Origin of the sequence: Terrisporobacter sp. (assembly GCF_017888745.1) — a bacterium.
GTDB lineage: Bacteria > Bacillota > Clostridia > Peptostreptococcales > Peptostreptococcaceae > Terrisporobacter.
Genome location: NZ_JAGHFM010000079.1, coordinates 1 through 13880, shown reverse-complemented (window position 1 = coordinate 13880; position 13880 = coordinate 1). Strand labels below are relative to the sequence as shown.

At 26.5% G+C, this 13880-nt stretch carries 17 protein-coding genes and 1 other RNA gene; 3 read left to right on the top strand and 15 right to left on the bottom strand.

From position 1 onward, the window contains the following. The 7 genes from J7G74_RS04035 to J7G74_RS04005 form a co-directional block, all read right to left on the bottom strand. Positions 1-356: coiled-coil domain-containing protein (locus J7G74_RS04035; protein WP_297132232.1), on the bottom strand; the 356-nt coding region annotated here is incomplete at its 3' end. Positions 357-375: 19 nt separating this feature from the next. After that, the gene (gene ftsX, locus J7G74_RS04030) at positions 376-1272 is read right to left on the bottom strand and encodes a permease-like cell division protein FtsX (protein WP_297132230.1); all 897 of its coding nucleotides are present in this window, start codon (positions 1270-1272) and stop codon (positions 376-378) included. After that, complete coding sequence (ftsE, locus tag J7G74_RS04025; protein ID WP_297132227.1) at positions 1272-1943, bottom strand: cell division ATP-binding protein FtsE; 672 nt, start codon at positions 1941-1943, stop codon at positions 1272-1274. The genes ftsX and ftsE overlap by 1 nt, the downstream gene beginning before the upstream one ends. Positions 1944-2132: 189 nt before the next feature. Next, the gene (locus J7G74_RS04020; RefSeq protein WP_297132224.1) at positions 2133-3062 is read right to left on the bottom strand and encodes a S8 family peptidase; all 930 of its coding nucleotides are present in this window, start codon (positions 3060-3062) and stop codon (positions 2133-2135) included. A gap of 28 nt (positions 3063-3090) precedes the next feature. Then, complete coding sequence (locus tag J7G74_RS04015) at positions 3091-3786, bottom strand: hypothetical protein (protein WP_297132222.1); 696 nt, start codon at positions 3784-3786, stop codon at positions 3091-3093. A gap of 97 nt (positions 3787-3883) precedes the next feature. Then, positions 3884-4900 (bottom strand): exonuclease domain-containing protein, encoded by a 1017-nt coding sequence (locus tag J7G74_RS04010; RefSeq protein WP_297132220.1) that lies wholly within the window; start codon positions 4898-4900, stop codon positions 3884-3886. A gap of 93 nt (positions 4901-4993) precedes the next feature. Next, positions 4994-5863, bottom strand: a complete 870-nt coding sequence (locus J7G74_RS04005; RefSeq protein WP_297132218.1) for a tRNA 2-thiocytidine biosynthesis TtcA family protein — start codon at positions 5861-5863, stop codon at positions 4994-4996. A 152-nt stretch (positions 5864-6015) separates the two neighbouring features. On the opposite strand from J7G74_RS04005, the gene J7G74_RS04000 reads away from it, so the two are divergent. From J7G74_RS04000 to J7G74_RS03990, 3 genes are read left to right on the top strand one after another with little or no spacing between them, the layout of a single operon-like run. After that, the gene (locus tag J7G74_RS04000; protein WP_297132216.1) at positions 6016-6225 is read left to right on the top strand and encodes a spore coat associated protein CotJA; all 210 of its coding nucleotides are present in this window, start codon (positions 6016-6018) and stop codon (positions 6223-6225) included. After that, complete coding sequence (locus J7G74_RS03995) at positions 6225-6497, top strand: spore coat protein CotJB (protein WP_297132214.1); 273 nt, start codon at positions 6225-6227, stop codon at positions 6495-6497. The genes J7G74_RS04000 and J7G74_RS03995 overlap by 1 nt, the downstream gene beginning before the upstream one ends. A 23-nt stretch (positions 6498-6520) precedes the next feature. Further along, entirely contained in the window at positions 6521-7093 is a 573-nt protein-coding gene (locus J7G74_RS03990; protein WP_297132212.1) for a manganese catalase family protein, read from the top strand. An 84-nt stretch (positions 7094-7177) separates the two neighbouring features. Here the strand turns inward: J7G74_RS03990 and J7G74_RS03985 are convergent, their stop codons facing one another. The 8 genes from J7G74_RS03985 to J7G74_RS03950 form a co-directional block, all read right to left on the bottom strand. Next, positions 7178-7579, bottom strand: a complete 402-nt coding sequence (locus J7G74_RS03985; protein ID WP_297132210.1) for a hypothetical protein — start codon at positions 7577-7579, stop codon at positions 7178-7180. Between the two features lie 178 nt (positions 7580-7757). Then, on the bottom strand, positions 7758-8213 hold the full coding sequence (locus J7G74_RS03980) for a hypothetical protein (RefSeq protein WP_297132208.1): 456 nt from the start codon (positions 8211-8213) through the stop codon (positions 7758-7760). 16 nt (positions 8214-8229) lie between these two features. Next, complete coding sequence (locus J7G74_RS03975; protein WP_297132206.1) at positions 8230-9042, bottom strand: N-acetylmuramoyl-L-alanine amidase family protein; 813 nt, start codon at positions 9040-9042, stop codon at positions 8230-8232. Between the two features lie 93 nt (positions 9043-9135). Next, positions 9136-9648 (bottom strand): amidase domain-containing protein, encoded by a 513-nt coding sequence (locus J7G74_RS03970; protein ID WP_297132204.1) that lies wholly within the window; start codon positions 9646-9648, stop codon positions 9136-9138. 15 nt (positions 9649-9663) lie between these two features. Beyond that, entirely contained in the window at positions 9664-10332 is a 669-nt protein-coding gene (locus tag J7G74_RS03965) for a DUF3298 domain-containing protein (RefSeq protein WP_297132202.1), read from the bottom strand. 244 nt (positions 10333-10576) lie between these two features. After that, a complete protein-coding gene (locus J7G74_RS03960) occupies positions 10577-12583 on the bottom strand; it encodes an LTA synthase family protein (protein ID WP_297132200.1) in 2007 nt (668 codons plus the stop codon). A gap of 225 nt (positions 12584-12808) precedes the next feature. Further along, an RNA gene (rnpB, locus tag J7G74_RS03955) (RNase P RNA component class A) lies at positions 12809-13153 on the bottom strand. 199 nt (positions 13154-13352) lie between these two features. Beyond that, positions 13353-13880: sensor histidine kinase (locus J7G74_RS03950; RefSeq protein ID WP_297132199.1), on the bottom strand; the 528-nt coding region annotated here is incomplete at its 5' end.

Sequence of the window (13880 nt, the reverse complement as noted above, 5' to 3'; positions counted from 1 at the left end):
GAGTCACTACTTAATATAACCTTTAAGTATCCAAGTGTATAATTATCATTAATAACTTTTAATCTCTCTCCTAAACTTTCTTCATTTTCTTTTATATTATTTTCTAAATTAGCAATTTCTTCTTGTAATGTTTTAGATTCTTCATTTAATTTTTCTATCTTATCATTAGCTGATTTTATTTTTTCCTCGACTTCTGATGTTTTCTTATTTAGGCTTTGTATTTTTACATCTAACTCATCTTGTTTAGCTTGATTTGTTTTTAATTTACTGTCTGTACTTTCAGCATTTACAGATATACTTCCTGCACTTGTAAATAACATAGCACAAACTAAAGATGTCGAAATAAACTTCTTCACTTTATTCCCCCCTATCATTTTATACTTTTAAATATTTTTTAACTGATAATGCACTTCCAAGAATACCAACAGCTATTCCTGTAATAAATAAAACACTAACTAGTAATAAAGATATACTAGAAAAAGGCATCATTACATTTCCAACTATAGAATTTAACGATAGTTGAATATTGTCTATAACATACTTGTAAATTCCTGCGCAAATTAAAACTGATATTATAGAACCAAAAAATCCTATTATACTTCCTTCTACTATGAAAGGTGTAACTACAAATCTATTGCTTCCACCTATATATTTAATAACTTGTATTTCTTCTTTTTTACTGTATACTCTAGCTTTTATAGTATTTGAAATTAATACTAGACAAACTATTAGTAAAAATACTATTACTATACCTCCAAACTTCTTAACTGTGTTTGAAGTACTTAAGAAGTTTTCCATTATGTCTTGGTAATACTGAATGTCAGTAACACCTGCAACTTTCTCTATTTTACTTGCTATACTTTCAATGGTACTTGAATCTTCTATTGTAACTATATAGTAATTATCTAATGGATTTTTTACGCCATCCAGTAGATGATCATCATCTCCAAAACTTTCCTTCATATTATTAAAGGCTTCTTCTTTAGTTTGATACTTTATACTTACTACACCAGTTATTTTCTTAAGTTCTGTTTCAATATTCTCAACTTCATCTTCTTTCAATTCTGAATTAACTGATACTCTTAATTCATTTACTTCATCTTTAGCTGTTTCGATAAATGAATTAATATTTAAAACTATACATAACACTATACCTAAAATAGCCAAAACAGATGTTACCGACACTATAGATATAGCACTCATAGTTTTATTACTAAATATACCTTTTAATCCTTGTTTCAAACTATATGATATTTTTGATATTATTTTCATTATGCATACCTCTTTGTATCGTAAATTATTTTGCCATCTTCAATTTTGACAATTCTCCTTGGAAATTCTTTAACCAATTCTAAATTGTGAGTAGCCATTATAACAGTAATTCCTTCTTTATTAATGTCACTTAAAAGTTTCATTATAGAAATAGAGTTGTCCATATCAAGATTTCCTGTACATTCATCAGCTATTATTATAGATGGTTTATTAACTATAGCTCTTGCTATACCAACCCTCTGACACTCTCCTCCTGATAATTCATCTGGATATTTATTATATTTATCAGCAATTCCTACTTTCTCTAAAACATCCATAACTTTTTGTTTTATATTCTTAGGATCTTCTCCTACTACTCTTAATGCTAATTCAACATTTTCGTAAACTGTTTTTTCTTGTAAAAGCTTATAATCTTGGAATACTATACCTAATTTTCTTCTATAATTATGAATTTTTCTATCTTTTATATTTGTTATATTTTCTTTATTAACAATTATTTTTCCATCAGTTAATTTTTCTTCTCTACTTATTAATTTAAGAAGAGTTGACTTACCTGCACCTGAGTGTCCTAATAAAAAAACAAATTCACCATTATCTATTCTAAGATTTATATCTTTTAAACACATATTACCATCAGAGTATTGCTTTTCAACTTTTGTAAATTTAATCATCTCATCACTCCATGTATATCTTTTTTATTTCAAGCACCTAATTAGTTACAATTTTGTTACCTTTCTTTTTATTATACCATTTTTTTGTAGAATTTTAATAGTAAAAATAAAATTTTTTTATTTTTAGCAAAAAAATAGCTAAAATATCACTTTATAAATGTGATATTTTAGCCACTTTATGTCTTTATATTATTTTCTATCTTTTAAATAAACTAATCCATTTCCTTGAACGGTTCTAGGGAATCCTAAGTTTCTTGTATATTTTATAAGTTGAGCATATATTTCTTCTTGAGTCAAGTTTCTTTGAAATTCATCTTTTGACCAATTTTTAAGTAAGGCTAAACTTCCAGTTACATGAGGAGCCGCCATACTAGTTCCACTTAAGCTTGCAAATTGATTATTAGGATAAGTTGATATTATATCTACTCCAGGTGCTACCAAGTCTACTACTAAATTAGAATTTGAAAAACTAGCTGGTATACCTTTTTTATCAACTGCCCCTACAGATATTACATCTACATAGGCAGCTGGATAAGAATATTCAAATGCATCATAATTGCCATCGCCTTCATTACCCGCAGCACAAACAACTAATATATTACGGCCAATAGCTGTTTTTATTGCCCTTTCTAATTTAGTATCTCCTTGAGACATTCCTAATGACATAGATATTATATCTACATCTTTTTCAATAGCATAGTTAATGGCATTCACCACCCAACTTACTTTTCCTGTTCCACTACCATCAATTGCTTTTAATATATAGAGGTTAGCACTAGGTGACACACCTACTATGCTATTATTATTTCCATTTGCTGCGATTATTCCACATACATGAGTTCCATGACCTACTCGATCTGTTACAATATTAGGATTTTTATTATCCTCATCTGTAAAATTTCTCACACCTACTATATTATTTTTTAGACTCTCATGTTCTACGTCACAACCCGAGTCTATGACTGCTATATTTACTCCTACTCCTTTTTGTCCTAGCGTCCACATACTTTTAGCTTGAATCATTGTTACGCCATATGGTATTTTTGTATTATTTTTGACTCCTCTATTCATAATAAAGGGAATTAACGCTAACTTTAACTCTTCATTTTGATTTTTCATAATATCCCTCCCAATGCTTAAATTGAATCTATATATTAGAAACATCTTTTATAAAATACGATTTAATATTTTTAATTACTTCCCTCTCATTATCTAAATCAATATTATAAATATATTCTTCCTTCTTGCCGTCTCTTAGATAAGTCCCTTCAACTATAGTTCCATTTTCTATAATTACTTTTAAATATTCATCATTCGGAAGATGAAATGTGCCTACCCTTCCCTTTCTATCAGCATAATATTGACCAATATATTTATAGTCACTGCATTGATATACTCCAATACCTTCTTTGCATCCATTTTTAAAATCCCCACTATAAAAAGATTTATCTGCAAAAACATATTTACCTACACATTCCATTTTATCATTTTTCCAAATTCCTTCATACATATCTTTATTATAAAAATAACAAGTCCCTAAACCTTCTCTAAGTCCATTTTTAATTTGTCCTTTATATATATCACCATTTGGATATCTTACAGTATCTTCTCCATTAAAATTATATACTTTAATATTTTCATCCTTATTATGTATATTAAATTTAGAGTATTTATTTTTAATTAAAGTTTTAGTATTTCTCTTTAATAAATAATTTATATTTTTACTTTTATTTAATCCATATTTTTTTATTTCTTTAATCTTTATATATATAAATGCAACAATAATTATAAAAATAATCAACTTTAGTATGGTAAGTAACTTTACAGAAGTAGTTATATACATATCAATCTTCCCCCTTATAAATAAAATCTTCTCTTTTATTTATATTTGTAAAATTTATTTTTTAAAACAAAAAAATGATTTCTTTTGAAATCATTTTTTACGTTATATCAGTTGCTATTTCAGTTATATTTTCCATTTCTAAATCTTCATTAAACAAATCAATTATATTATCTATTTCTTCCTCATATTCTTGTTGATTTAATTTGTATAACAATGCATCTTCTAACAATTCTTTCATATCTAAATATAAATTATCTAGTATATATAAATAACCTTCTTTAATATCTTTTAAATTATCTAAAACTTCCAGCTTTTTAGATATGTCTTTTATAATATCTATATCATGTACATTAACTTCTTTAGAAGATCTAATATAAGATTTTATAGTCTTTATTATTTCTAGAGACATACAATATATATCAAATTCACCAACTTGATTATATAGGTGCTCCTTATATTCGTCAAACTTATCCTCAAGTTCATCATTTATATTTGTAAAAGGTGCCTTTATAAAATCTTGAATAATTAGTAAATTTCTTACCTTTTCATTTTTTTCAAGTATTTCATCTAATATATATAAATTATAAGCATCATTTAAAGGATCATGAGCCTCTCCTTCAAATTCAACATTAGCATAACTAAGAAGATTTTTTAATGAAATATAATTCATGCATCTTATTCCATAATTTATATATTTCTCTTTTATATCTACAAATAACTCTCTTATATTATTTAGAAATCTTGGATGATTATTTCTTTGAGAGCTTATCCTGTCTGTATAATTAAAACATGTCAAATCCAAATTACCAAAAGTATATATACCTTCTATTTCAGTAAATATTCCTAACCATGATTTAAATTCTCTCATAACATTTTCATAAGTTGGAGCAGTTGATAAATCTTCAGTTGTAATATGTGTTAATTCTTCTATATGAGGAAATACTTCTTTGTTAATTATGGGCTTAATTAAAGATTTGAACGTTTCTATATGTCCATTTTTCGTATCATACTTAATAGCTCCAATAGCTATGACTTCACCCTTAAAGCAATCTTTCTTCCCCTTTGAATTCGGCATGTTCATCTCGAAATCCATATAAATCTTTTTCAAAATCACTCCCCCTATCCTTATTGCTATAATTATATTTTAACATAATTAACATAAAGAAAAACCGTTGAATGTGTTTTCCAACGGCTAATTTATTTATATTTATTTGATATCTTCAAACTTATCTAAGAAAGAATGTCTCTCTCCATTCTCTTCCCAACCTAAAACAGAGTCTAGATAAACATTTTGAGCTGCCCTAAATATTGATTTTTCAACTTCTTGGAAATTTTCTCCTAAACTCTTGATTAAGTCTTTTATTTCGTATCTCTTGTTTCCTGTTTTCTTTGCCGCAACCATACAAGCACAGTTCAATGGCCATATTCCACTATTTTGTATAAATTTAATTATACTTTCCTCTCTTATATAATAAAGTGGTCTTATTATTTGTATTCCATCAAAATTAGTTGAATTTAACTTTGGCAGCATTGTTTTAAAGTTTCCTGCACATAGTAAATTAAGCATAGTAGTTTCTATTACATCATCAAAATGATGACCTAATGCTAGCTTATTACATCCTAATTCTTCTGCCTTATTATATAAGGCCCCTCTTCTCATCCTTGCACACATGTAACATGGATAGTCACTTGCTATTTCATCTGCAACTTCGAATATATTTGCATCAAATAATTTTATAGGTATTTCTAAATATTCGCAGTTATCTATTAATAATTGCCTAATATCTTTGTGATATCCAGGATCCATTGCTATAAATTCTAATTCAAAATTAACTTGTCCATGTCTTTTTAATTCTTGGAACATTTTCGCCATAAGAAGACTGTCTTTACCTCCAGATATGGCAACAGCTATTTTGTCTCCTTCTTCAACTAATTTATAATCTTTTATAGCTTTTATAAATTTAGACCAAGTGTATTTTCTATATTTTTTTAATATACTTTTTTCTATTTCTTTTAAAGGTTTTCGCTCGTCAAATGGAACTATTATTTGACAGCCATTTCCTGCTAATTCACTCATTTTTTCACCTCATTTATCCACATATTTATGCATGAAGTTAATTTTATCATATTTTATATGTTTTATACAAGCAATGAAGAACCATTTTATCAAATTTGAATAATATATTATTAAGATAGAAATATCTATTACTTCAAGGAGGTTTTGACAATATGGAAAACACAACTAGAGGTGTTGAAAAAAATTGTGGTTATTCACTAGTTAGACCATATATCAACAATCAAGTTCTTACAAAAATGTACAACCTTTCATGTGCATTAGAATATGGAACTCTGTTTCCAGAATTAAATTTATTCGATTCTGAAAATTACAATCCATCATTATATTTATCACCTAAAAAGAGAGTAGGAGGTAGAAGATAATGGCAAGCATGAGTAGAGCTGAACAAATAAGAAAAATTCAAGAGCTTTGTTTTGCATGTGTAGATATGAATTTATATCTAGACAATAATCCAGAAGATAAAAATGCTTTAAATATTTACAACTCACTTGGTTCACAATTCCACCAAGCAGTTTGTGCATATGAAAAAAAATATGGACCACTAATGAACTTTGGACATGGTGGTAATATGGGTACTTGTCCTTTCCAATGGGTTGATGATCCTTGGCCATGGCAAAGAGAGTTCTATGAATAAGATAAAATAGGAGGATTAATTTTATGTGGATATATGAAAAAGTATTGGAATTTCCAGTTACATTGCATAAAAAAGACTTAAGAATGGCTAAGCTCATTATGACTCAACTTGGCGGACCTAATGGTGAGTTAGCAGCTGCACTTAGATATCTTCAACAAAGATATACTATGCCAACTGGAAAAACAAAAGGCTTATTAACTGATATAGGTACTGAAGAATTAGCTCATGTTGAGATAATTGCATCTATGATTTATCAATTAACTGAAAATGCTACACCTGAAGAGATGAAAGCTTGTGGGTTAGGTCCAAACTATGCTCAATTTGGGCATGGTATCCAACCATCTGATGCAAATGGTGTTCCTTTTACAAGTGCTTATATAAATGTTTTTGGTGATTCGGTAACTAATTTACACGAAGATATGGCTGCAGAGCAAAAAGCATTAGCAACTTATTATCAATTAATAAATTTAACTGATGATGTAGATATAAAAAATGTTTTAAGATTCTTAGGAGAAAGAGAAATAGTTCATTATCAAAGATTCGGAGAAGCTTTGATGGACGTATATGAATATACTGATTGTCAAAAATTATTTTAATAAAAATATATACTAATTAGGGTTGCAAGGTGTTAAATATACCATGCAACCTTTTATATTTTAAATGATTTAAATAATCTAACTTTAGTTAAGTAATAATACATTTATTTTTGTATCTTCCATTAAATCATAAAATTTATATAAATTATCACCATCTTCTTCTATAAAATATTGAAGATGATGAATCACTTCTTTTACGCATGTACTTTCTTCTCTATCATAATAATCATAATATAAATCTTTTAAATACTGTAAATAACATTTATTAAGTCTTAATTTTACATATGGCAAATTCATATTAACTTCATTTATTTTCTCTTTTAATTTTAAATAAGCACATCTATAATCTTTTCTTAATCTTTTCTGCTTTAATTTTTCTTTTAATAATATATTTATTCCATATGCACTTTCTATACTTATTATTATATTAATAAAATAATTATTTTTACTATACTTATATTGATAAAAATCTGTTACTTCACACATACTAAACTCCTTTTAATAGTTATTACTATCAATTATTAACCTATTTATAAGAGTTTTATACATATATAAGTAGATTATATATATTGGAAATTACATTTATATCTACAAATTAGATAAGATATCATTTTCTTACAATAAAAAAAGCCTTGAAGTTTATTACTTCAAAGCTTTCAATTTATCAGTTTTTGAAATCCATCATCATACTATCACCTAGAATTTCTTGGAACTTGATATATTCTTTTTTTAATAATATAAATAATAATTCTCTTAATAAATCTACTACTATTTCTCCATCAAAATTTTCTGCTAAACTTATATAAGGTACTTGTAATACAAGTTCGTCACTTTCACTAAGGATAAATTTATTAGCAGAATACGTAGTATTTAATTTGTTAATTAATTCTAGTATTTGGCTTCTTTTTTCTTCTATTTCTAATTTTCCAAAGAAAATATTTATCATAGCATAAGCCGAATTACTTAATATAATTGCTGCTAGGCAGCTGCTCCCATAGATATCTTGAAAAGATCTAAATAAAACCAGGTTATTATTTTCTACAATGGTAAAATTATCTTCCATAGACTTTTTCTTTAAAGCTTCTTCTAGTAGATTCTTTTTTACCTGTAGTTCTCCCATTTTTATCCCTCCTATTTTATCCTTGAGCATCTAAAAAAGATAATATTCCTTGAGATATTCCTTCTGCCAAATCTTTTTGGAAGTCAGGATTTGATAATTTTTTCCCATCCTCTGGATTTGTTAAAAATCCACATTGAATTAAAATTGCTGGCATATTATTGTCTTTTAATACATCAAATGTAAATGGAGTTACTCCTCTGTCTTTTAAGTCTACATATGCAACCATAGATTTTTGTACTAAAGTAGCTAGCTCATCTGATCCATTATTAGAATCTTCTCTATAAAATGTTTGAATTCCTTCAGCTGTTGGATTTTCATTACCCGTCATATGAATGGATACAAAAACATCTGCATTTTGATAATTAGCATCTTCAACTCTTTCCTTACTAGATAAGTTTGAATCTGTATTTCTTGATACAATTACATTAATATCACCTTGAGAAGATAATCTAGTAGATACTAATTTACTTATAGTTAAATTTAAATCTTTCTCAGTTACACCATCTTTGGTTTTATATCCTACTTCACTTCCTCCATCACCAACATCGATATATACTACATATTTCTTCTTAACATCTTGATTTTCCTCTTCTAAATCAAATTGTTTATCAGTATTAACTTGGCTAGTATCGTCACCTTCTCCAAATATAGTTGTCACAAGAACTCCAAAATTATTTTTTAGTTTATCTATACCTAAAAATGTAACTTGAATTCCTTTAAATATACCAAATCCTATTAATAGTAAAACTAACGCAACAATCATTAGTCTTTTTTTACTTATTCTAGTTTTTGTTTTTTTATGTCTTTTTCTCTTACTATTTCTAGCCATAATTTCACCTTTCTTAGTATATTTTATATATTTTTGAAAATAATTCTAATAAAAATATTTTAACACCAAGAAAGTTTCTTTTCAACTTTATAACTATTTATAATAACCTAATATTTTTATATATCTTCTTTCTCCTACTTTTAAACTTAAAGGATAATCTAATAGATCATATGTGTTTTGACATATTAAGTAATCACTTATTTCATCTCCATTCAAAATCACTTCTGTTATTATCATATTATGATAGGCTTTATTATCTTGAATTAATTGAACGATATCACCTATTTCTAGTTCATCATAATCAGCTACTTTAGCATAAACACCATAGTTAGAGGATAAATTTTTATTATTATTAATTAAATATTGGTAAAATGGTTCTGATCCTGTCCAGCTAGGTGTTCTGCTACTATCACTATACCAATACCATTGTTTCATTATATTGTCTCCAGAATGGTCCATAGGAATTTGTCCTGCGAATAAACATTGTGAAATAAAATTTGTACAATTCCCTCCCCACAGTTCATAATCTTTATATTTAGGGTTTCTATCTAATGCCCATCGTCTTGCATAATCCACAGCTGATTGTCTATTATATTCATAAAACATACTATACCTCCAAAATTAAAATATAATTGATTTGATTAAATTCTTCATTGCATATTCGCTTAGGTAAGAATATATTCTATTAAAAGGTATTTTGAATTCTACCAAATTCATTATATTTTGAGATAGCTCACATGATGAAAAAGGTAATATCAAGTACTTAGAATCAAAATAAAAGATACTATTTTCATCAATATAAATATTATCAACAATAATTTCATCTAAGCCATATTCTTTAGGATTAGTAATCTCTCTAATTATTTTGACTATTTGTTCAGATATATAATTTTTTAATATTTCTTCAAACTCTACTTCTTTTTTGAATAAGTCTTTAAGCTTAATTTCTTTCTTTAAACTAAAATCATAATTATATCCTTTTAAATAACTAATATCTAAAAAACCTGATAGCTGTGTATATTCAATAGCTATACTTACTATATCTTCAGATTGAAATCCAACTTCAAATTCTGTAAGACTATTAATCATTATATTATTTTCATCTATATTAGAATTACTATCTTCAACTATTTCTAAAAATATGACTATATCTTCAAAAATAATTTCATTAATCAACTCTGTCATTTCATCTTTTATAAAGTCATTGTCATTATATAACTTTGGAAAATTAATGTAATATTTAATATTATCTTTATCATAGCTTAAAAATTCTCTTCCAATAACTATCATTCCAACCCCCCTCTTTTTATACATAAGGTACTACTCTGATACTTTTATAGTTAATAATATGATATTAACTTGATATTTATAAATAATAAATGAGTTTTACTACTTTCATTACAATAAAAAAAGAACAGTTATATAACTGTTCTTTTTTATTATATCTTCTCTTGCTAAGTATAAATCTAATTACTTATTCAATTACATTATCATCTTTTATCAATGTATAACATTATTAGCTTCTGTTTTAATCTTATTTCTTAGACAAAATACTATCATTTATAGATATTTCATTAGACTGACCTAAAAGTCCATCATTTCGTCCTAACTGTTTAACCACTAAGGTATTTACATCTTCAATCATCTTAATTTTTAAAGTGCTTTCATCTATAAATGTTGTATCTATTTTTTGCTTATTTATATATACTGAGCTATTTTCAGTGAAATTCAATCCCTTTATAAAAATATGATTTTTATCATTTTCAATATGACTTACAACAACATCATCTAGCCCCATTTGCATTTTATTTTCTTTTGCCTTTTCATTATTTTTCAAATAATAATTTTTACCAAATAATAAATCATACTCTAAAAGTTCTTCATATTTATCATAGTTTTTGTCATTGCCTAAATATGCATGAAACTTTTCTATAGGACCATACTCAACACCAGCTAATTGCATTGCTAATGTACTTATATTGTATGCTTCTGTGTTATCAAATTTAAAATTCTCCATATCAAAATTACTATAAAATACAAAAGGAGCTTGATAAGAATCTAAGTAAAAACTTTCATCTAAAAATAAATTCAAAGCTGGCATATGATCTGAATAAAAAACAACTAATGTATCTTCTTCACTTTCATCTACCATTTCCATTATATCTCCTACAAAGTCATCCGTTCCTTTTATCTGATTTGCGTAATAATATAGTTGCCCTTTGTCTTTTTCATCTAAATTTCCACTTACCTTTATATCAAAATCATATTTTTCTAAAGAGTCTTCTGGGTAAGCACTATGTCCTTGAACAGAAATAGCATAAACTAAATCTCTACTTTCTGTGCTTTCTAAAGCTTTTTTTATATATTTAGTAAGTACTGTGTCCTTTACCCAACCTCTTTCATTTTTTTCATATTCATTCATATACTCTATGGAAGTAAATGTATCAAATCCAAGCTTTTCATAAGCATTATTTCTTGTATAGAAATTTCCTTGGAAGTTGTGAATAGCATGAGCACTATATCCTTGTTCTTTCAATGTTGTTGCCACTGAATTATAGTACTTGCCTTTTAATATAGTATTATATGGTATCTCTCCTGGAGTTAAATAATCAATATTATTTCCTGTCATCACCTCATATTCAGTTCTTACAGTTCCTCCACCTGTTGTTGGTACATCTGCTAAATATCCTTTACTTTTTTCACAAATTTTTCTAAAGTTTGGAATAGGATCTTTACTAAATTTAATTTCTTTGATCAAAGTTGGATCCATAAAAGCTTCTAACTGAACAAAAATCATATTAGGTTTATTTTTATTTATCCTTCTACTGTCTTCTTGGGCTTTCTCATCAACTTTTTCTCTAATTTTATCTATAGCAGCCTTAGAATACCCTTTTGGTTTAACTCTTATATATTTTACTGCTGATTCTATAGTAGAATAAACATATCCATTTTTCTTATATGAAGCTGTAATATCCCATCTCATATATCCCATTTTGCCATTATCATATTGTGATTTTGTTATTAAAGGAAACGAAATAATAATAATCAAAATTAGTATTATATTACTTAAACTAGTAATTCTTTTATTATCTTTTTCTTTTTTAAATAAAAATATTGTAATTAAAATTATAAAAGTAAAAAAAACTAAAACTCCAATTATCATTGGTAAAGTTACATAGTTACTTGCAATTTCTAATCCATCACTTATTGAATATATATCTGAAAATGTAAAAGGTACCCCTCTGACATTAAATAAATACTTACTTATAACAGATACAGCCAGTATAATAACTGAAATTATAAAGTAAAATGTTTTCTTTCTTTTAAGAATAAAAATAAAAGATGTTAATAAAAGTATAAGTAAATAATTTACTAAAAACACACCTGACTTATTTAAAAATAATAACTTAACATATTTTATCTTTCCTCTTAATAAAAATTCTGTTGTTATTAGTAAAAAAAGCCCACCTATCAACCATAAAATTACTTCTATAATAGATTCTTTGGTAACTTTAAATTTATCTTTTAAACTTTTGTGCATAAATATTCCCCCATGATTATAATAAGTTATCCTTAAAAATTATAACTTATTTAATATAAAAATACAAAAACAATAGTCTTAAGTTTTTCTTACATTTTCGTCATAAATAAAAACCTTCACTAAGATTTATTCTTAATGAAGGTTTGTTTTAATTTATATTATACTTTTACATAGCTTCTTTTAGCTTGATTTCATTACAATAAAAAAATCCCCTAAGGGATTTTATAATTAAGCAAATCTATAAGCGGAGTTCTGTATTTGATAATCATCTATCTAGGCATATTGTCACCAATATGCTCAAGCGACCTACCTACCGGAGAGTACGAGCAGCACTCTTTTAGCCCTATTTTGGTCTTGCTCCAGGTGGGGTTTACACGGCTTTCCTAGTCACCTAGGAAACGGTGAGCTCTTACCTCGCCTTTTCATCCTTACCAAGAAAAATCTTGGCGGTTATTTTCTGTTGCACTTTCCTTAGGATCACTCCCACTAGGCGTTACCTAGCACCCTGCTCTATGGAGCTCCGCCTTTCCTCACGTGACTGTTGTCACCTGCGATTATCTGGTTTACTTAATTCTTATTTATATTAACATATAAAAATAATCTTGTCAAAACCATTATATTCCAACTATAACTTTTTATATTTATATATCTCATAATTTATTTAAATGTCTTTATTTTACTATCAAAAAACTACAAAACTATAACCTTATGGCAAATCATAATTTTTAAAGTTTTTATATAACATACTTTGATTTTATCAAGAATATCTCTATTTACAAGGTAAAATTATTGTAAATTTAGTCCCCTTACCCTTTTCACTTTCTACAAAAATTTCTCCATTGTGTAGATTAATAATATGCTTAGTTATAGTAAGTCCTAAACCACTTCCACCTTTTACTTCTCTTTGTTCATCTACTACTTGATTAAATCTATCAAAAATAGTTTTGTGATATTTTTCATCAATTCCTATACCTGTATCTTCAACACTAATCTTTATATCCTCACCTAAATCTTCTATATTAACTGTAATTTTACCACCTTCTGGCGTAAATTTAGCTGCATTATTTACGAGATTTACAACACATCTTTCAATTTCATAAGCATCACATTTTATTATTTTTTCTTCTATATTAGTATCTATTAGAAGCTCTATATTAGAAGATTCTATCATATTTTTTAATGTTAAGGCAGCTTCTTCCACTACATAAACTATATTTTCATCTTTTACATTAATTTTATATTTGCCATTTTCAATTTTAGAAGTATCTATTATATTATTTATTAAATTTAATAATCT